Raw genomic sequence first — 20070 nt, 5'->3', positions numbered from 1 at the left:
AATAATTGTTGTCCGGCAAACATTTTTGTGAAAGCTAAAACCACTCATAGTTTGGGCATTCCAATATTATTTTTAATAACCAAACCTTGCTTTTCTGAATTTTTCAATTATATAGAAAATTAAGGTGTTTTGAAAAAACAAAAATTCTAACTAAATGTTTATCAGCTAATTAAAATCAAGCCTTTTTTCTTGGTTCTTGCAGTTACGCCAAAGGCGAAACGATCTTGGCTCTTTACCGGACATTACTGTTTCTAAATTTCATTAATACCTTTTTGAAAACACATTTAAGCTGCTAATAATTCAGAATAATATTATAGAAATGAAAAACCTCAACGATCTATTGCTTCTTGGAGATCCAAGGCTTTATCAACCCTGTGATCCGGTTCTAAGGGAAGAATTACCTATGGTAAAAGCATGGGTGGAAGACCTGGATAATGTTATGCGAGAGATCCGTGAAAAGTACCATTTTGGTCGTGCCATAGCCGCGCCACAATTAGGGATTATGAAAAGGCTTATCTATATGAATATCGAAAAACCTGTGATTATTATAAATCCCGAGTTCAGCTTTCTAAGTAAGGAAATGTTTGAAGTCTGGGATGATTGTATGAGTTTCCCTAATCTTCTTGTAAAAGTAAACCGGCATAAGACAGCGACCATTAAGTACCTGGATGAATCCTGGCAACCCCAGGAATTAAAACTTGAGAATGACCTGGCAGAACTCTTACAACACGAGTATGATCATTTAAATGGAATTTTATGTACTATGCGTGCAATAGACGAAAAATCCTTTAAATGGAGATCCTGAATCCCTCATTGAGGATTTAATTCCCCGAGTTTTTTAATTTATCTATTATGAAGCACACACCTTATTACTTAAACAAGCCCGATAATATTTTGCCGAAAGGGCTTACAAATTCCGTTTTCAGAAGCAGTGATCCCCTGGCATATCATCAATCTTTAAAAAACTATACGGTTACCCCATTGCTGAAATTAAACGAATTGGCGAAATACTTTGGAGTGAAGAAAATTTTTGTGAAAGATGAATCCTATCGCTTCGGCTTAAATGCTTTCAAAGGTTTAGGGGCTTCTTTTGCAATTTCAAAAATACTGGAAAAGGACCCGGACATAGAGACATTTTGCTCGGCAACGGATGGAAATCATGGCCGTGCCGTAGCATGGTCGGCAAAACTTTTTGGAAAAAAATCAAGAATTTTCGTTCCTAAAGATACTACCAGGGCTCGCATTCTGGCAATTGAAAACGAGGGAGCAGTAGTAGAAAAAGTCGATGCAGATTATGATGAAACCTGTGAGTTTGCCAAAGAGATGAGCAGGAAAAACGGCTGGCAACTCGTTCAGGATACAGCCAGCGCGCACTATGCAGAGATCCCGGCTTATATTATGGCAGGATATTTCACTCATTTTATGGAACTGGAAGACAGTATCCACACCTTGCCAAAACCTAAGATCGATATTGTGTTTTTACAGGCTGGAGTGGGAAGCTGGCCAGCGGCAGCAGCCTGGTATTACCTCAACCGGTATGGTGTAAACAGGCCAAAAATCGTACTTGTAGAACCCATAGAAGCTGCAGGGATTTTGGCTTCCTTTAAAAAAGGAAAACGCACCAAACCTGAAGGGAATTTTAAAACCATAATGGCAGGACTAAACTGCGGCATTCCATCTCTAACCGCCTGGGATATTTTAAAAGATTCAACAGATGCCGCAATGGCAATCGAAGACAGCTTTACAAAACAAGCCATCAGGGAATTATATTACCCTACCGGGGATGATAAAAGGATCATTTCGGGAGAATCTGGTGCAGGTGGACTCGCCGGCTTTATCGCATTAATGACGGATCCCCGTTTCAGGAATTTGAAGGAAGCCCTCAATATTACCGCTGAATCGAGGGTGCTTTTTTACAGTACCGAAGGAGATACAGATCCGGAAAATTTTAAAAATATCATTCGGAAGAAGAAGTAAACAACACCAATTTTTAGATTTTTTATTTTATTCTCAATTATTTAGTACCTTTAAAAAAGATCCTTCTTTGGGATTAATTTATTTTAATCTAACCAAAAATTTAAAATTATGTATTTATACGTAGAATTATGGAATGTGACCGAATCATGGATGAAACTTTCTAAAGATAAAAGACGGGAATTTTTTGATAAAATGGAATTAGGTGTAAGAGAGATCATGGATAGCGGAGCAGAAGTGACCGGTTGGGCGATGAATGATGAACACACACCCTATAGAAGCGATTACCGCTATATGGCAGTTTGGAAATTACCATCTATAGATGATGTGGAAAAACTGGAAAAAGCAGTGGCCGATTCCGGGTGGCATAAATATTTTTCCCAGGTAAATGCACGGGGAGAAATGATACCAATGCCTAAGGTTATTGAAAAATTGATAAACATTGAGGCTCATTCAACCTCTTTAATCGACTAAAATGTCTATATAGTTACTATCTCCAACTCTTTTTTAAAACTAAAAATCATAGTGTTTTCTTTAAAGAAATGCTGTGATTTTTTTATACTTTACATACCCCTCTTTTTTAAAAAAGAGGAATCTAATTCAACTGCATTTCTGGGATATCCCCTTCAACTAAAAGAGTTCCTTCGGTAGCATTTTTAATTTCCTCAACACTTACTCCCGGTGCGCGTTCCAAAAGTTTAAATCCTTTATCGGTGACCTCCAGCACTGCAAGATTGGTAACCACTTTTGTAACACAACCTACTCCGGTTAGGGGTAAGGAGCATCTTTTAAGCACCTTTGACTCCCCTTCACGGTTTGTATGCATCATTGCTACAATAATATTTTCTGCGGAAGCAACCAGGTCCATAGCACCTCCCATTCCCTTCACCATTTTTCCGGGAATTTTCCAGTTGGCGATATCACCATTTTCTGCTACTTCCATAGCGCCTAAGATTGTAAGATCTACGTGTTGCCCCCGAATCATTCCAAAGCTCATGGCAGAGTCGAAAAAGCTTGCCCCAGGCAGGGCTGTAATTGTTTGTTTCCCTGCATTGATCAAATCGGCGTCTTCCTCCCCTTCAAATGGAAAGGGTCCCATTCCTAAAATCCCGTTTTCACTCTGAAATTCCACTTCTATATCATCCCTTACATAATTGGCCACCAAAGTTGGGATTCCAATTCCAAGATTCACATAAAAGCCATCTTTTACTTCCTTCGCAATGCGTTTTGCTATTCCGTTTTTATCTAACATATTATTAATTTGAAAATTTGTTGATTTGAAGATTTGAAAATTCAAATCTTCCCTTTTTTAATTACTAAATTGATATTGAAAACAATATTCTATTTGAAAATTTTTAGATTCTGAAATCAACGTTTTTTACTACTACTGATAATTTTGAAATAATTAAAATAATGGACTTTAATTCTGTTTCTATATCTAAAGGTGGATCCGGATAATGCTTTGAAGCAGTGAAGAGTTTAAGCCAGTAATTTGCCTCATCTGCTTCTTTCGCAGCTATTTTAAATTTGTGAATGAAATCTGCATTACTTTCTGTATTTTGGGCCTCCCACGTATTTGCACCAATAGAATTTCCACTTTTAAAAAGCTGAGAAGCCATTTCATACTTGTGCAATAATCTTAATTTTTCTGAATAATCCATAACTTCCAATGCAAAACTGAAGGTTTTATTTACAATAAGATTTACCTTTTCGTTCCTTATAATTTCAACTTCAGTTTTACTCTTTCTCATTTCACGTTTCACTATTGCTGATTAACAAAAAACCGCCCACGATAACTATCGGGAGTGCAGAGATTAACGTAAATATTTTTAAATTATCACATCTTCAAATCAATCTTTCTTTCTGACTGTACGCTGCTCGATACGCTTCTCATAATCCTTTCCCTGAAAAATTCGCTGCACAAAAATTCCCGGGATATGTACCTGGTTTGGATCGAGTTCCCCCGGTTTTACCAATTCTTCAACCTCGGCTACGGTTATTGTTGCAGCTCCACACATGAGAGGATTAAAATTTCGGGCCGTTCCTTTAAATATCAAATTCCCGGCTTCATCCCCTTTCCAGGCTTTTACAAAAGCAAAATCGGCTTTATAGGCTTCTTCAAGCACATACATTTTCCCGTCAAATTCACGGGTTTCCTTGTCTTCAGCTACTTCGGTACCATAGCCGGCTGGCGTATAAATGGCGGGAAATCCCTGCTGAGCGGCTTGACATTTTGCGGCAAGTGTTCCCTGCGGGGTTAATTCTACGTCCAGTTCACCACTAAGCATTTGCCGCTCAAATTCTGCATTTTCCCCCACATAGGAAGATATCATTTTATTGATTTGTTTTTTTTGAAGCAAAAGGCCGAGGCCAAAATCGTCTACCCCGGCATTATTGGAAATGCAGGTGAGGTTTTTAAGATTAAGACGCACCAATTCTGAAATTGCATTTTCGGGAATTCCACTCAGGCCAAAACCCCCAAGCATAAAGGTCATTCCGTCATGAACTCCTTTCATTGCTTCCTGTACGTTATTAACAGTTTTTTTGATCATTGAATTTCATTTTGTGGAAATTTACAAAATTAATGATCTTACTACAACGTTTTCTTCTAGGGAATTTAAGTGCGACTTTAAGACATTTTAGAAATCAAGTTCGTCCGGAATGTATTGATGATCTGAATTTTTACCATTGTATTTACTACAATCTATCTCAATTGATAAATTCTCTGGTCTTGGAAAAGCACCGGAAGAAACTTCAAGATCATTATCTGCATAGACCTTTTTCATATAAATCCCCCATATAGGCAAAGCCATCGTTGCTCCCTGGCCATAAGTAATTCCTGGAAAATGCACGGCACGATCTTCACCTCCCACCCATACTCCTGTAACAAGGTCTGGCACCATTCCAATAAACCAACCATCACTCTGGTTTTGCGTAGTACCGGTTTTTCCGGCAATTGGGTTTTTAAAGTCGTATGGATATCCTGTGACCGCTCTTTTATAATGATCCTGATTTCCGGCCCAGGTTCCACGAAGTCTTGTTCCGGAACCTCCCTGAGTTACCCCTTCCATAAGGTTCACGGTAATATAAGCAGATTCTTTATTAAGGACATCCCTGGTTTCTGGTACGTGCTGATACAATACCGTTCCGTTTTTATCTTCTATACGATTGACTATTACAGGTTTTACATAAACACCTTCATTGGCAAAAGTGCTATAGGCTGAAACCATTTCAAAAACGCTCATATCGGCAGTTCCAAGTGCAATAGATGGCACATTTGGAATATCTTTGGTATCCACACCCAATTTATCAAGTAGCTCAATTACCGGTTTGGGACCTGTCTTGGCAATTAATCTTGCGCTTATCGTGTTTACAGATTGAGCAAGTGCTTGCTTTAAGGTAAGCATTCCATCATATTTATTATCGCTGTTGGATGGGGACCAATCATTTTGAGATCCCAGGTTACCGGCTTCAATAGTAAAATGATTTCTGGGCAAGGTATCACAAGGAGATAGTTTTAACTGATCTATAGCCGTAGCGTACACAAATGGCTTAAAGGTAGAACCTACCTGACGTTTAGCCTGCTTTACATGCTCATATTTAAAATGCTTAAAATTGATACCACCTACCCAGGCTTTTACTTCGCCGGTTTGCGGAGTCATAGACATCATGCCGGCATTTAGGAAAGATTTATAATATAGGATGGAATCACGTGGTGTCATGACAGTATCTTTAATGCCTTGCCAACTAAACACGCTCATCTCCGTTAATTTCTCAAAGGAATTAACAATCTCTTCCCTGGATTTTCCCTGAGCTTCCATCTTTTTCCATCGGTCTGAAACCTTCATGGATCTTTTTATGATGCTTTCAACTTCGTCCTCATTAATATCCCTGAAAGGAGCTGTTTTATTGTTCCTGTTTTGATAATTAAATTCCTTCTGAAGGTTGGACATATGCATTGTTACGGCTTCTTCAGCATATTTCTGCATTCTGGAATCTATACTGGTGTAAATCTTTAAACCGTCCCGGTATATATTGTACTCTGTTCCATCTGGCTTCGGATTTTTCTGAATCCAGTCCCTCATAAATCCCTGAAGGTACACCCTGAAATAGGTCGCGATCCCTTCATCATGACCTTGAGGCGTGAATTCTATTTTCATAGGAAGTGCCTGCAAGGAATCTTTTTCCTCGCTGGTGAGAAATCCGTTTTTTTGCATTTGCTTCAAAACCTGATTCCTGCGTTGTACTACCAAATCCGGCCTGCGAACAGGATTGTATAATGCTGAATTCTTAAGCATTCCCACCAAAACAGCCGATTCCTCAATTTTAAGGTCCTTTGCTTCTTTATTGAAATATATCTTGGATGCAGAACGAACTCCTACCGCCTGGTAAATAAAATCGTATTTATTAAGATACATGGTGATGATTTCTTCCTTGGTATACTGGCGCTCAAGACGAATTGCAATAATCCATTCCTTGAATTTTTGCATCACCCTTCCAACGAAATTTTGAGAAACATTGTCTGTAAATAAAAGTTTTGCCAACTGCTGCGGAATGGTACTCGCTCCTCCACGTGCACCTAAATAAACTGCGGCTCTCATCGTTCCAATAGCATCTATTCCAGCATGTTCATAATAACGTTCATCTTCCGTCGCAACAAGGGCCTGAACAAGATGATTTGGCAAATCATCATATTTTATTGGCGTTCTGTTCTCGCTGTAATATTTCCCAAGAGTTTCCCCATCTGATGAAAATATTTCGGTAGCAAGATTTGTTTCAGGATTTTCCAGTTCTTCAAATTTGGGCATTGTCCCAAATGCACCCCATCCTGCCATAAGAAACAGGAGTATGATTATTAAGATCCCAACACCAAAAAGTGTCCAGAATCCTATGATATATTTTGTGAAACCAGTTTTTTTAACCGGTTTAGATGTTGTTTTTTTTGACGGGTTTGCCATAACTGCACTAAAATTATTTTGGGGCTTCTTCTATCCGAAAACCAATTTGTGTTATACCTTCCAGGTTTTCAATTCCCTGTTCACTGTTGTTTTTTCGCATTGCGTGTTTAAGAAAAACCACATATTGGCCGGGTTCTTCAAAACTCACCTGCTCTTTGTACCAGAGTTTATTTTCCTTAACATTCCCAAATCCCGTGCCAAGCCATTCCCCGCTGGGGGCTGCCATTTCATATTCCAGGGTATCGGTGATAACTTTTCCCTGCGGAAACTGAATCTCTGCTATCAAAAATAAATTGCTGAAATTAAATTCGTTGTTATTCCGAACATTAATAAACAGGTCATATTTTTTATCCGGATCTATATTTTGAAGCTTAAACGTAACTATAGAATCTTTATTCCATGCTGTTGAAATAGAATGGTATTCATCATAAACCCGTTTAGAGTCGCAGGATACAAATCCTGTTGCGGCTATAACCAACATCCATAAGAACAATCTATTCATTTTTTGATGGATTTTGTTTTCGGCGTTTATTTTTACGGCGCTTTTTATTGGTGCTTTTTGGGGTGTCAAATCTTGTTAAACTATCCTGTCCAACCACATTATTGAAATCGGATTTTGTAGTATCTTCTTTCTCGATCATTACCTCATATTCTTCCAGGCTGTTTACCGGTTCCCTGTCTATATTGGCTTTTATGATTTTATTTGCCTGCTCCGGGGTTAATTTATGCCAGTTCATCCAATCTCCTTCATAGGCATACCATAAAAATCCCTGGAAAATATCTGTTTTCTGACATACCGCGGTTCCTTTTTTGGTAAATAACTTCACTTCTGTTTTTGGAAAAGCTTTTAAGGCATCCAGATAGGTGTCTAATTCGTAATTCAAACAACACTTTAGTTTCCCACATTGTCCTGCCAGTTTTTGAGGATTCAGTGATAGTTGTTGATATCTTGCCGCTGAGGTATTTACCGATCTAAAATCTGTTAACCAGGTAGAACAGCAAAGTTCCCTTCCACAGGATCCAATTCCTCCCAATCTTGCAGCTTCCTGCCGGAAACCTATTTGCCTCATCTCTATACGAGTACTGAATTCTACTGCGAATTCCTTAATTAGCTGGCGGAAATCCACACGTTCTTCTGCAGTATAATAAAAGGTTGCTTTAGAACCATCTCCCTGAAATTCAATATCGCTAATTTTCATGTGAAGATTTAGCCTGATGGCTATTTCCCGCGCACGAACTTTCATTTTATCTTCTTTGTTCCTGGCTTCCTGCCAGATATCAATATCCCGTTGAGTAGCTTTCCTGTATATTTTCAGAATTTCAGGGCTATCAATAGCCACTTTTTTCTTCTTCATTTGTACCCGTACCAGTTCTCCGGTAAGGGTTACAATCCCCACATCGTGACCCGGTGAAGCTTCCACTGCCACTACATCTCCAATACTCAGCGTTAATCTTTCAGTGTTTTTGAAGAAATCTTTTCTTCCGTTCTTAAAACGGATCTCCACACAATTAAAGGGTTCAACCCCTCCAGGGAGTGACATATTTGAAAGCCAATCAAAAACAGTTAATTTATTACATCCATCTGTACCACAGGTACCATTGTTCTTACATCCCTTTGGCTGACCGTCTTTCCCGGTCGCACAACTGCTACATCCCATACTCTTTTTTATATATTGAAATTCTAACAAGGCTTATACCTGTTGAATTTTAGATTCGTAAATAATTCTAAAAGGTAAATATATCACTTTTTAAATGATGGTTAAATTTCCTTTGTTTTATATTGGTATTTAAACGAAAGAAGCTGTTCCAATATTAGCAAATACGCTAAAAGACATTCAGTTTGTCTCTTTTACTGTAATGATCTTTACGGGACAAGCCTTTGAAGCGGCTTCACAAGCCTCTAAAATTGAATAATTGTGAGACTTAAGTGTAAAAAAGCCTTTGCTGTCTACAGATTTTAATAATACACTTTTCCCGTCTTTTTTTGACATTTGAAATTGCTGAGGAGCAACCTCAACACAGTAGTTGCAACCAATACACTTTTTTCTTTGTAAAGTAATCACAACCATCAGGCTTGTGTGATTTTATATAATTTATCTGACATTCTCACCCTAAAAGGTAATTTCAGGGTAATGTTATCGCCTTTTTTTGCTTTTTCGAATGGTAGATCATTTACAAACATATCCTCAATAACTACTTCCTCCACTCCTGTGCTGGGTCCGGTTATCAATATTTTATCTCCTTTTTTGATGTCGTAGGCCTCAATTTTAAACTCAGCAACTCCGGCTTCGGGAAAATAATGGGTGCCTTTCCCTATGTATATCTTTTTTTGCGTGGCTTCTGAGCCATTGTGATTGGACCATTCTCCCAATTTTTGTCCCAGGTAATACCCAGACCAAAATCCCCTATTGTAAACCGTGTTTAACGCATCCATCCACAAGCTTACTTTCTTCTTTGAATAGGTCCCAAGGTAATAAGCATCTATTGCCTTACGATATGTTTTGATCACAGTTGCTACATATTCTGGTGCCCTGCCACGACCCTCAATTTTTAGGACCTGTATGCCTGAAGCGATCACCTGATCCAGAATATCTATGGTACAAAGGTCTTTTGGCGACATCATATATTCGTTGTCAAGCTCAATTTCAAAACCTGTTTCCTGATCTGTTACCGTATATTTTTTTCGGCAGCTTTGTTTACAGGCGCCACGATTTGCCGAAGAATTATCTGAATGCAAACTCAAATAACACTTTCCTGAAACCGCCATGCAAAGTGCCCCATGGCCAAATATTTCAATTTCCACCAAATTCCCGGAAGGCCCCTTTATCTCATCTTTTTCAATTTGATCTGTAATATGCTTTACCTGTCGTAAACTCAATTCCCGGGAAAGCACCATCGTATCGGCAAATAAACTGTAAAATTTTACAGTTTCAATATTTGTTACATTAAGTTGAGTAGAGATATGCACTTCCATTCCTATCCCCCTTGCTGAGGCGATTACCGCCTGGTCTGAAGCTATCACAGCCGTGATCCCGGCTTCCTTTGCTCTGTTCAGAAGTGTTTTTACTACTGATAGATCGTGATCGTAAACAATGGTGTTAAGGGTTAAATAGGTACGCATATTTTTTTCTTCACATCTTCTTACAATTTCAGATAAATCATCCATTGTAAAATTGACAGATGCGCGCGCCCTCATATTTAATTGATCCACTCCAAAATAAACCGAATCTGCCCCGTTTTGAATTGCAGCCTGAAGGGATTCAAAATTTCCCGCGGGAGCCATTAATTCAATTTTTCCTTTTTCCACGATTTCCTATTGAATTACTTTAAACAATTTGTCCGATTTCCTTATTCTAAAAGGTAAGGAGAGGGTTATTTTATCTCCGGCATTTGCAATGTTTGCAAGTTTGCCATTCACGTACATTTGATCTAATGTGAATTCCTGAACGCCGGTTGTCGGTCCTGAAATGCTGATTTTATCTCCGATCTTTAATTCGTTTCTGTCCAATACAAATAATCCTATTTTAGATTTGGTATAGTAATGCTCCCCTTTTCCGATTAAAACCTTTTTTTTCGAAATGCGTTTACGGATAGTTTTTGGCTTTTTGAATACGGCTAAAGCAGCATCCGGCAGATCTCCCGATTTTTTAAATTTCAGGTCCTTTGATTTTCCTTTCTTGAAGATCATATTTCCCTTATCGAGTCCTTTCCGCAATTTAATTTGATCTGCCAACGGCAATTTAATAATCTCCAGGCATTCGGAAGAACAACAATCCTCCATTGCATCGCTACATTCATCACATTGAAGAAAGAGCAAATGACAGGCATCATTAGCGCAATTAGTATGATTGTCACAAGGTTTTCCACATTGATGACATTGGGAAATTATATCATCGGTAATCCTCTCCCCAAGTCGATGGTCAAAAACAAAGTTTTTACCAATAAACTTTGTTTCTAATTTTTCAGCATTTATTTGGCGCGTATATTCTATAATTCCGCCTTCCAGCTGGTAGACGTTTTTAAATCCTTTGTGCTTAAAAAAGGCACTTGCTTTTTCACACCGAATTCCACCGGTACAATACATCAACAGATTTTTGTTTTCCTTATGTGCTGCAAGTTGGGTTTCAATAATGGGAAGGGATTCCCGAAAGGTATCAACATCGGGAGTAATTGCGCCTTTAAAATGACCAATTTCGCTCTCATAGTGATTCCGCATATCCACTACAATTGTATTTGGATCGTTCAAAAAACTATTGAATTCTTCGGCTTTTAAATGAATTCCAATATTGGTAACATCAAAATTTTCATCGTTAAGCCCATCTGCAACAATTTTATTGCGCACCTTAATCGTTAACTTCAAAAAAGAATGATCATCGTGTTCCACAGCGATATTCAGGCGAATTCCCCGCATAAAATCATATTCTTCAATAACTTTTTTGAATTCATAAAAATTATCCGCAGGAAGGGAGAGTTGAGCGTTAATGCCTTCTTTGGCTACATAAATTCTACCCAAGACCTCCAAAGGGTTCCAGGCTAAAAATAAGGCGTTTCTAAAAGATTCCGGATCTTCAATTTTTGCGTACGCATAAAAAGACAACGTCAGTCGTTGTTTGCCCGCTTCGTCTATAAGCCCGGCCCTTTCTTCTGCGCTTAAGGTGTTGTATAGTTGCATGCTATAAACGGTTTAAGTGAGAAATATAATTTGTTCTAAATGGAAGAACAGGCTGCAAAAGTACTGATTTTATGAGGTCAGTCAATAAAAAAAGCATCAAATTGGTCATTTGATGCTTTTTTTCGAACGGCTAATTCGTTATTATTATTTTTTATTTACTATCGTAAAAAACTAATAACGAGTTAGCCACCATCAACCCTGCTGCTACAACTCAATAAAATTGTAGTAGCAGCGCCAGGTCGATCCAAGTTTAAACTGGTTTTAAGAAACCTCATAATACTGCTTCTTTAAAATTAAGAAGCAAACAATTACAAAAGGTTGCGCGTTAAATTGTAGCGAATCAAAACTTATAGTATTTTAGCTGCACGCATTTATAAAAATTAGAAAAAATATTATGGTCGACGAAAAAGAAAAAGAAGCTAAATTAAAAGCATTAAAGCTTACCCTTGATAAAATGGATAAAACTTACGGAAAAGGAACCGTAATGAAGATGAGCGATCAGCCTATTTATGAAGGGGAAGCTATTTCTACAGGATCTTTAGGTTTAAATTTGGCTTTGGGCGTAGGTGGATATCCGCGTGGAAGAGTCATTGAGATCTATGGCCCGGAATCTTCAGGAAAAACAACTTTAACTTTACACGCCATCGCCGAAGCGCAAAAAGCGGGTGGAATTGCAGCATTTATTGATGCCGAACATGCTTTTGACAGGTTTTATGCGGAAAGCCTTGGAATAGATCTTGAAAACCTGATTATCTCTCAACCCGATAACGGAGAGCAAGCTTTGGAAATAACCGATAATTTGATTAGATCTGGAGCTATTGATATAATTGTGATAGATTCTGTTGCCGCTCTTACTCCTAAAAGTGAAATTGAAGGAGAAATGGGAGATTCAAAAATGGGACTTCATGCACGGCTTATGTCCCAGGCTTTAAGAAAATTAACTGCCAGCATCAGCAAAACCCATTGTACCGTGATTTTCATCAATCAGCTTAGGGAGAAAATAGGTGTTATGTTTGGTAATCCTGAAACAACTACCGGTGGAAATGCCCTTAAATTTTATGCATCGGTTAGGCTTGATATAAGAAGATCAACTCAAATAAAAGATGCAAACAGCAATGTTTTAGGGAATAAGACGAAAGTAAAAGTCGTAAAAAACAAAGTTGCTCCGCCCTTTAGAACCGCAGAATTTGATATTATGTACGGGGAAGGAATTTCCAAAATAGGGGAGATAATAGATATAGGAGTAGATTATGAAATCATTAAGAAAAGTGGTTCCTGGTTTAGCTACGAAGATACTAAATTAGGCCAGGGCCGCGATGCTGTAAAAGCTGTACTTAAGGATAATCCTGAGCTCATGGAGGAATTGGAAGAAAAAATCAAGGCCGCTATTAAGATCGCTAAGGAATAAAATAATCTTCACATTAAACAAAAATCCCGCAAATGCGGGATTTTTGTTTTTTATTCACGCAACCCTTTAACCTTATTTGCATCTGATAAGTGTAACCTACTTATTCAGTCAATTTTTCAGATGAAAAAATTACTACTGTTATTTTTTTATTCAGCAATAATGACTGCCTGCTCCAGCGATGAAGACAACGGCGGAATGATGCAGAATCTGGCGGTTATAACAAATGTAGAATTACCAGAGCATTTTGAATATAACCAGGAATACGAGATTAAAATCAATTACAAACGCCCTACTGCGTGTGACTTTTTTTCCGGATTTGATATTTCAAAAAGCAGTAATTTAATAACTATTGGCGTGGTAACAAGTTATCACGTAAGCAATACAACGTGTGAGCGCACAGGAAATTTAAATACAAGCACAAAATTAAATTTTGTTGCAGATAGGGATGATTTTTATATCTTTAAATTCTGGCAGGGTGAAAATGCAGCAGGAGAGGTTCAGTTTTTAACCGTGGAAGTCCCCGTAACCCGTCCAGGAATGTAATATTAACTAACAATTTCCCAGACATTTGAGTTTAAATCAGCTCATACACAATTGTAAGAAACAGGATATAAAAGCACAGGAACAACTGTATAGGCTTTATGCCAATAAATTATTTGCAGTGTGCCTTAAATATTCAAATAGCTATCAGCAGGCTGAAGACAATCTGCAGGATGGTTTTATGACAATATTTGATAAAATTTTGCAATATCAGGATAAAGGTTCTTTTGAAGGTTGGATGAAGCGAATTGTGATTAACACCGCTCTTCAGAAATACAGGAAACAAACTGTTTTTGAGCTTGTTAATGAAGAACAGCTTAGAGAGCCCGCTCTTGAAATCGATGAGGAAGAGGTATCCATCGATTATTTACTGGAGATAATCCACGCATTACCGGACAGGTACCGTCAGGTTTTTAATTTGTATGCATTGGATGGGTTTTCTCATAAGGAAATTGCAGAAATGCTTCAAATTTCAATAGGCACTTCCAAATCCAATTTGGCAAGAGCCCGAATAATATTAAAAGAAAAAATTGAAGCCAGCCAGGAAAAACTGGCCGTGCATTCATCATAGTAATGGAGGAAAGAAAGCATATAGACAGAGTATATCAGGAGAAATTCAAAGATTTCGAGGCTAGTCCACGCGAGGAAGTCTGGAGGAATATTTCCACCAAATTACATGAAAAGAAACGTAAAAAAAGCGTTTTACCTCTTTGGTATAGAATGGCTGGAGTTGCAGCTGTACTGGCGCTGTTTATAAGTTATACCAACGGTTTGTTCAAAACCAATAATTCGCAGGGATCACAAACAGCTTCAGCCTTGATGGATGAAACTTTTCTTGAGGTAAGTCTTGCTTCGCAGGCTTATACCGAAAATATGATCCGGTCTTCCATTATACTTCAGGCTTTGAGGCAGAATACCCAAAATAGGGAAGCTATTGAAGCGCAGGCAGCATATTTCAGAAGTGAGAAAAATAATGACGAAGTAACTTTTGGAAGTATTGGAAATATAAGCAATACAACACTTCCCATAAATTCCGAAAATGGAGCATATACATTTTCAGATTTTGAAGATTTAAAAGCTGAAGGGATGGCAGAAGTAGCGGAGACCTCTACTACCAAAAAACGCGATCTCCCAATTGCAAACCTTGACTCAAAAGACGCGCTATCCCAAATTAGCGAAAAATCCAGTATTTCAGGAAAATTAAAAGTTTCTACCATGGCTGCACCTATTTTTTATAATAATATGGGAAGCGGAAATGCGATAGATCAACGTTTTGCCAATAATGAAAACAGCAGTGAGATCACCCTTTCCTACGGAATAAATTTTGCGTACCAAATTTCAGAAAAAATAAAGATCCGTACCGGTATAAGCAAGGTGGATATGAGTTATAACACCAACAATATCGCATTTACCGCAACAGTTAACCCGGTTGCTTTAAAAGGGATTAATTATGGTGATAAGATCCCAAATTTCAGAATAGAGAACACTATTGCCCGTCCATTCAGCAATATTAGTGCTTCTGCAGAATTCAACCGGGCAAGCCTGGCTTCTCCAACAACAGGATATTTAAATCAGCAAATAGGTTTTATTGAAGTTCCCTTAGAAATTGAATATGTGATTGTTGATAAAAAGATAGGCATCAATATTATTGGAGGTGGAAGTACGCTCTTCCTGGACAGGAATATGATTTCTCTTAATTCAGCCGATTTTTCCACCAATCTTGGAGCATCCAATAATCTTAATAATTTAAGTTTTACAACAAACATCGGGGTAGGATTGGACTACAATATTTCTCCAAAGTTCGAATTAAATCTTGAACCTATTTTTAAATACCAAATGAATGCGTTCAATGAAAACACGAGCAATGTAAATCCTTATTTCTTTGGGGTTTATTCCGGTTTCAGCTTCAAATTCTAAACCTACAAAGAAGGATTTCTTAATTCCTTCAGAATCAAATCATAGGTTTCCTGCCTAACAACTCTTTTGTCTTCCTGAGTTTTTCCTTCGGTAGGAATAATTTCGTGCACTTTAGCCCTCATTTTCCCAGGACTTCCAGAGAAAAAAGTATAGGAAAATCGCTTCTTGTTATCGTGAAAAGTAATTGGTACTATAGGGATTTGATGATCTATCGCCAGCCTGAAAGCACCTTCCTTAAAGCTAGTAAGTTCCAGGTTTTTATCTTCGGGAACTCCACCTTCCGGAAAAATACAAATACTGTTTCCCTGCTTTAACCTGCGCTGCGCTTCTTCAAATACCTGAAATTTACTCCGTTGACTATTTCTGTCCACCAAAATACAGGTTCGCCGGTAGAAATATCCAAAAAGCGGAATTTTGGTAAGCTCCTTTTTTCCTACAAATACAAACGGATGATCTATCACCGTCAACATTAACATAATGTCTATTATGGAAGTATGATTTGCTACAAACATATAGCTCTCTCCCTTTTTTAATTGAGCCGAAGATATTTTTTTCGGAAAAAATCCCATCCCATAAACAATGCATTTCGCCCATATTCTTGCACAGGCAAAATACTGTGGGTAGTACTTTTCTGAAGAGGTGAAAAAGACCAAAAAGGGCAGCATTATAATTATGGGTATTCCCATTAACACATAGAACCAGATTCGCCAAAGAAGGATCAGAAATTTTTTGAATATCTTCATAAGAGCCAAAAATACTAAAATGAATTAAGCCAATTCCATAAAAGAAGTACCTTTGTGAAAATTAAAAAATTCAATGGCAAGAATACTTACCGGAGTGCAAAGCACAGGCACTCCCCATCTTGGAAACTTATTGGGCGCCATAATTCCGGCGATTGAAATGGCAAATCGGCCTGAAAATGATTCTTTTTTATTTATCGCAAACCTGCATTCCCTCACCCAAATTAAAGACGCATCGGTTTTAAAGGAAAACACGTACTCTACCGCGGCTACGTGGCTTGCATTTGGTCTCGATATTGAAAAAACCGTTTTTTACCGGCAAAGTGATATTCCACAGGTAACCGAACTTTCCTGGTATTTAAGCTGCTTTTTTCCATACCAACGCTTAACCCTGGCACACTCCTTTAAAGACAAAGCCGATAGACTTGAAGACGTGAATTCAGGCTTGTTTTCGTATCCTATGTTAATGGCTGCAGATATTCTTCTTTATGATGCCGAAATCGTTCCTGTAGGAAAAGATCAATTGCAACATATTGAAATGACTCGGGATGTGGCATCAAGATTCCATGCTCAAATGGGAGATACATTTGTAATTCCTGAAGCAAAGGTGCAGGAAGACACCAAATATATACCCGGGATCGACGGCGAAAAAATGAGCAAATCCAAAGGAAATGTGATAAACCTATTTCTTTCAGATAAGGAACTTCGCAAGCAGATCATGAGTATCGCAACCGACAGTACTCCGCTGGAAGCTCCAAAAGATCCTGAAACCTGTAATGTTTTTGCTTTGTACAAACTCCTAGGAACGGCTGCAGAAATCAAAGAAATGCGAACTAAATATTTGGAGGGCAACTATGGATATGGCCACGCCAAACAGGCCCTTTACGAGCTTATTATCCATAAATTTGAAAACCAACGGAGGCGCTATACGTATTATATGGAACATCCCGAAGAAATAGATGCAGCCTTGAAAAAAGGTGCAAAAAAGGCATTTGAAACAGCCAACGAGGTACTTTTAAGGGTGCGGACCAAACTGGGTTACTAAATAGCTTCAAATAATTTTCCCGGAAGGGGCCGTATGGCCCCTTTTAATTCCATTTCAAGCAATAATCCGGCAGCTTTGTAGGTTGGGATCTCACAGCTTAGGGCGATGGTATCCAGTTGCTGCTTTCCGTTTTCTCTTAAATAATTATGGATTGGCTGCTCCAGGGAATCCAATTCCACAAAAAGTTGTTTTTGCACCACCGATTGTACGATATTAAGATCCCAGTTAAGGATGTAAATAAGATCTGCAGCGCTTGTAAGCACATGGGCATTTTGAGATTTTATAAGGTTATTACACCCACGGCTTTGTGAATCATTTGGTCTTCCGGGAACTGCAAAAACCTCGCGATTATAAGAATTCGCGATATCTGCAGTTACAAGCGATCCCCCTTTTTCGGCACTTTCAATCACTAGTGTAGCTTCGCTAAGCCCTGCAATTATTCTGTTTCGTTTTAAAAAATTGGTGCGTTCAAATGCCTGGGTAGACCAAAAATCGGTGAAAAAACCTCCGTTTTCTTCGATCTGTTCAACATATTTTGAATGAATTTTTGGATATATCTGGTTTAGGCCATGAGCCAGACAACCAATGGTTTGTAATTTATTTTTAACCGCTGCCTTTTGTGCGGTAATATCTACACCGTAAGCAAATCCGGAAATAATAACCGGATCTAAAGGAGCCAGTTCCTCAATAAGCTTTTCACAAAAAGCGGTCCCATTAACAGTAATATTTCGGGTGCCAACCACGCTTATTATTTTTTTGTTCTTCAAATCTATTTTTCCACGGGAAAACAACAAAATTGGCCCGTCATTACAATGTTTGAGTTTTTCCGGATAATTCGGATCCTGGTAATAATCATATCGAAGATTGTTTTCCTGAATAAACTTAAGTTCATCTTCCGCAGCACGTAAATGCACAGAATCATGCAATCCTTTCAGCTTGATGTTTCCAATTCCATCAATTTTCAGGAGGCTTTCCTTTTTTGATTTCAGCACTGCTTCTGCAGATCCAAGATGCCTGATGAGTTTTTTAGCAGTACTATCTCCCAAATTTGGAATATGTTGCAAAGCCAGAACGTAAAGTAAGTCAGATAAATCCATAATTTTAAAAGCTTTGCCCGGTAAAATGAACTAATGAGATCAAATCGCTGTACATTATTCATTTTCAATGATTAATAACATTCAGGGAGTATTAAAAATACTCAAAAAAAGATTTGTTAATAAGATATCTTTAGCTAATTTTATGCTGTTGCTTAAAATCTTACTTTTGTTATTATGACCATAGCTACTTTCATCTCTGATTTACTTTACCGTTACGAATGTGTCATCCTTCCAGGTTTTGGGGCATTTTTAACCCAAACAGAGTCGGCACATTTCGACGAAGATTCCAAAACTTTTTTCCCGCCTAAAAAGCAGGTTTCCTTTAATGCACAATTAAAGAAAAGTGATGGATTATTGGTAAACTATATTTCAGAAGTACAGGAGATCTCATATCCTGCCGCTGTTTATAAGGTGGAAGAATTTGTTCAGCAAATCAACGAACAACTGGAAAAAGAAAATAAAGTGACTTTAGATGCTTTGGGGAATTTCTCTGTTTCTTCTGAAGGAAATTTAACATTTGAACCTTTTAAAGCAACCAATTTTCTTTCGGAAGCATTTGGTTTAAGCACTATCCCGGCTTATGCGGTGAAACGGGAAGTTTATAAAAAACAGGTTCAGGAACTCGAGGAGAAAGTACCTTTCCTTTTCACTCCTGAAAGAAGAAAAAGCAGGCCTTATTTGAAATATGCCGCCATAGGATTAATAGCTTTAGGCCTTGCCGGGTTTACCGGTTTGAATATTTACAGCAATCAGGTAAGCCAGCATAATGTTGCTGAACAGCAGGCTGCAGAATCTCAATTACAACAACAAATTCAACAGGCTACATTCGTTATAGATAATCCACTTCCGGAAATCACTTTTAAAGTGACCAAACAACTTGGAGATTATCACATCGTTGCAGGTGCTTTCCGTGTGGAAGAAAACGCCCATCAAAAAGTAACCGAGTTAAGGACTGAAGGTTTTAAAGCCCGTTATATTGGCGAAAACAAATTTGGACTTCATCAGGTGGTTTATGGTAGTTTCCAAACCAGACCGGAGGCCATGGTTATGTTGAGAAAAGCCAAAAAATCGAATGAAGGAGCCTGGATGCTTATTCAGGAATTTTAATACTTCATTAACTTGTAAACAGCTGGAATGGCTTGTACCTTTGCCAGAAAATTGGCAGAATGCAATCAAGAACTCCCAGCGATTCCCGTACTACCCTTACAGACCTTGTTTTACCAAGTGAAACCAATCCGCTTAATAATTTATTCGGTGGGGAACTATTGGCAAGAATGGATCGTGCAGCGAGTATTGCCGCAAGAAGGCATAGCCGAAGGATCGTTGTGACCGCCTCTGTAAATCACGTTGCGTTTAACAAAGCGATTCCTTTAGGAAGCGTGGTTACTGTAGAAGCGGCTGTTTCCCGTGCCTTTAAAAGCTCTATGGAAATCTTTATAGATGTTTGGGTGGAAGACCGAGAAAGCGGAAAACGATCTAAAGCCAACGAAGCCATTTATACTTTTGTTGCCGTAGATGAAACCGGATCTCCGGTTATAGTTCCTGCTTTGAACCCTGAAACAGAACTTGAAAAAGAACGTTTCGATGCTGCCTTAAGAAGAAAACAGCTAAGTTTGGTTCTTGCCGGAAAAATGAAACCAAAAGATGCTACCGAGCTGAAAGCGTTGTTTAAAGATTAGAGCATCCCACATTATTTCCATCAACGTTATTAATCAGGAA

The 20070-nt window shown here is 38.3% G+C and carries 21 protein-coding genes; 10 read left to right on the top strand and 11 right to left on the bottom strand.

The genetic code is table 11. From position 1 onward, the window contains the following. The first annotated feature begins 319 nt into the window (after positions 1–319). The 3 genes from ACKGJN_RS03215 to ACKGJN_RS03205 all read left to right on the top strand — a co-directional run bounded on the left by ACKGJN_RS03215 (position 320) and on the right by ACKGJN_RS03205 (position 2448). A complete protein-coding gene (locus tag ACKGJN_RS03215) occupies positions 320–805 on the top strand; it encodes a peptide deformylase (RefSeq protein WP_409537986.1) in 486 nt (161 codons plus the stop codon). Between the two features lie 47 nt (positions 806–852). Beyond that, the gene (locus ACKGJN_RS03210; RefSeq protein WP_409537985.1) at positions 853–1977 is read left to right on the top strand and encodes a diaminopropionate ammonia-lyase; all 1125 of its coding nucleotides are present in this window, start codon (positions 853–855) and stop codon (positions 1975–1977) included. 108 nt (positions 1978–2085) lie between these two features. Further along, on the top strand, positions 2086–2448 hold the full coding sequence (locus tag ACKGJN_RS03205; RefSeq protein WP_409537984.1) for a DUF6616 family protein: 363 nt from the start codon (positions 2086–2088) through the stop codon (positions 2446–2448). A 121-nt stretch (positions 2449–2569) separates the two neighbouring features. On the opposite strand, the gene ACKGJN_RS03200 is transcribed toward ACKGJN_RS03205, so the two are convergent. From ACKGJN_RS03200 to trhO, 9 genes are all read right to left on the bottom strand, one after another. Continuing rightward, positions 2570–3226, bottom strand: coding sequence for a CoA transferase subunit B (locus ACKGJN_RS03200; protein ID WP_409537983.1), 657 nt, complete (start codon positions 3224–3226; stop codon positions 2570–2572). Between the two features lie 103 nt (positions 3227–3329). After that, on the bottom strand, positions 3330–3737 hold the full coding sequence (locus ACKGJN_RS03195) for a four helix bundle protein (RefSeq protein ID WP_409537982.1): 408 nt from the start codon (positions 3735–3737) through the stop codon (positions 3330–3332). An 87-nt stretch (positions 3738–3824) separates the two neighbouring features. Then, positions 3825–4526 (bottom strand): CoA transferase subunit A, encoded by a 702-nt coding sequence (locus tag ACKGJN_RS03190; RefSeq protein ID WP_409537981.1) that lies wholly within the window; start codon positions 4524–4526, stop codon positions 3825–3827. Positions 4527–4613: 87 nt separating this feature from the next. Continuing rightward, positions 4614–6932 (bottom strand): penicillin-binding protein 1A, encoded by a 2319-nt coding sequence (locus tag ACKGJN_RS03185; RefSeq protein WP_409537980.1) that lies wholly within the window; start codon positions 6930–6932, stop codon positions 4614–4616. A 13-nt stretch (positions 6933–6945) separates the two neighbouring features. Then, positions 6946–7434 carry a gliding motility lipoprotein GldH gene (locus ACKGJN_RS03180; RefSeq protein WP_409537979.1) on the bottom strand — a complete coding sequence of 163 codons (489 nt, stop codon included), beginning with the start codon at positions 7432–7434 and terminating at the stop codon, positions 6946–6948. Continuing rightward, a complete protein-coding gene (locus ACKGJN_RS03175; protein ID WP_409537978.1) occupies positions 7427–8590 on the bottom strand; it encodes a PSP1 domain-containing protein in 1164 nt (387 codons plus the stop codon). The genes ACKGJN_RS03180 and ACKGJN_RS03175 overlap by 8 nt, the downstream gene beginning before the upstream one ends. 177 nt (positions 8591–8767) lie before the next feature. Further along, complete coding sequence (locus ACKGJN_RS03170) at positions 8768–9001, bottom strand: ferredoxin (protein ID WP_409537977.1); 234 nt, start codon at positions 8999–9001, stop codon at positions 8768–8770. Continuing rightward, positions 9001–10215 (bottom strand): U32 family peptidase, encoded by a 1215-nt coding sequence (locus tag ACKGJN_RS03165; RefSeq protein ID WP_409538375.1) that lies wholly within the window; start codon positions 10213–10215, stop codon positions 9001–9003. The genes ACKGJN_RS03170 and ACKGJN_RS03165 overlap by 1 nt, the downstream gene beginning before the upstream one ends. 30 nt (positions 10216–10245) lie before the next feature. Continuing rightward, on the bottom strand, positions 10246–11604 hold the full coding sequence (trhO, locus tag ACKGJN_RS03160; protein WP_409537976.1) for an oxygen-dependent tRNA uridine(34) hydroxylase TrhO: 1359 nt from the start codon (positions 11602–11604) through the stop codon (positions 10246–10248). Between the two features lie 394 nt (positions 11605–11998). Between trhO and recA the strand changes: the two genes are divergently transcribed. The 4 genes from recA to ACKGJN_RS03140 all read left to right on the top strand — a co-directional run bounded on the left by recA (position 11999) and on the right by ACKGJN_RS03140 (position 15469). Next, complete coding sequence (recA, locus tag ACKGJN_RS03155) at positions 11999–13012, top strand: recombinase RecA (protein WP_409537975.1); 1014 nt, start codon at positions 11999–12001, stop codon at positions 13010–13012. Between the two features lie 120 nt (positions 13013–13132). Beyond that, entirely contained in the window at positions 13133–13555 is a 423-nt protein-coding gene (locus ACKGJN_RS03150) for a hypothetical protein (RefSeq protein ID WP_409537974.1), read from the top strand. Positions 13556–13580: 25 nt separating this feature from the next. After that, positions 13581–14123, top strand: a complete 543-nt coding sequence (locus ACKGJN_RS03145) for an RNA polymerase sigma factor (RefSeq protein WP_409537973.1) — start codon at positions 13581–13583, stop codon at positions 14121–14123. Between the two features lie 2 nt (positions 14124–14125). Further along, on the top strand, positions 14126–15469 hold the full coding sequence (locus ACKGJN_RS03140; RefSeq protein ID WP_409537972.1) for a hypothetical protein: 1344 nt from the start codon (positions 14126–14128) through the stop codon (positions 15467–15469). A 2-nt stretch (positions 15470–15471) separates the two neighbouring features. On the opposite strand, the gene ACKGJN_RS03135 is transcribed toward ACKGJN_RS03140, so the two are convergent. Next, the gene (locus ACKGJN_RS03135; RefSeq protein WP_409537971.1) at positions 15472–16212 is read right to left on the bottom strand and encodes a lysophospholipid acyltransferase family protein; all 741 of its coding nucleotides are present in this window, start codon (positions 16210–16212) and stop codon (positions 15472–15474) included. Positions 16213–16285: 73 nt separating this feature from the next. On the opposite strand from ACKGJN_RS03135, the gene trpS reads away from it, so the two are divergent. Next, positions 16286–17254 carry a tryptophan--tRNA ligase gene (gene trpS, locus ACKGJN_RS03130; RefSeq protein WP_409537970.1) on the top strand — a complete coding sequence of 323 codons (969 nt, stop codon included), beginning with the start codon at positions 16286–16288 and terminating at the stop codon, positions 17252–17254. Here trpS and dprA read toward each other — a convergent pair. Further along, the gene (gene dprA / locus ACKGJN_RS03125; protein WP_409537969.1) at positions 17251–18351 is read right to left on the bottom strand and encodes a DNA-processing protein DprA; all 1101 of its coding nucleotides are present in this window, start codon (positions 18349–18351) and stop codon (positions 17251–17253) included. The two genes, trpS and dprA, sit on opposite strands and share 4 nt — an antisense overlap. Before the next feature lie 174 nt (positions 18352–18525). On the opposite strand from dprA, the gene ACKGJN_RS03120 reads away from it, so the two are divergent. Continuing rightward, positions 18526–19458: an HU domain-containing protein gene (locus ACKGJN_RS03120; RefSeq protein WP_409537968.1), complete on the top strand. Its 933-nt coding sequence runs from the start codon at positions 18526–18528 to the stop codon at positions 19456–19458. 59 nt (positions 19459–19517) lie between these two features. Then, positions 19518–20030: an acyl-CoA thioesterase gene (locus ACKGJN_RS03115; RefSeq protein WP_409537966.1), complete on the top strand. Its 513-nt coding sequence runs from the start codon at positions 19518–19520 to the stop codon at positions 20028–20030. The last annotated feature ends 40 nt before the right edge of the window (positions 20031–20070 follow it).

Source organism: Gillisia xinjiangensis (assembly GCF_046298265.1).
GTDB lineage: Bacteria > Bacteroidota > Bacteroidia > Flavobacteriales > Flavobacteriaceae > Gillisia > Gillisia xinjiangensis.
The sequence above is the reverse complement of the archived record's forward strand: the minus strand, read 5'-3'. Positions and strand labels throughout refer to the sequence as shown.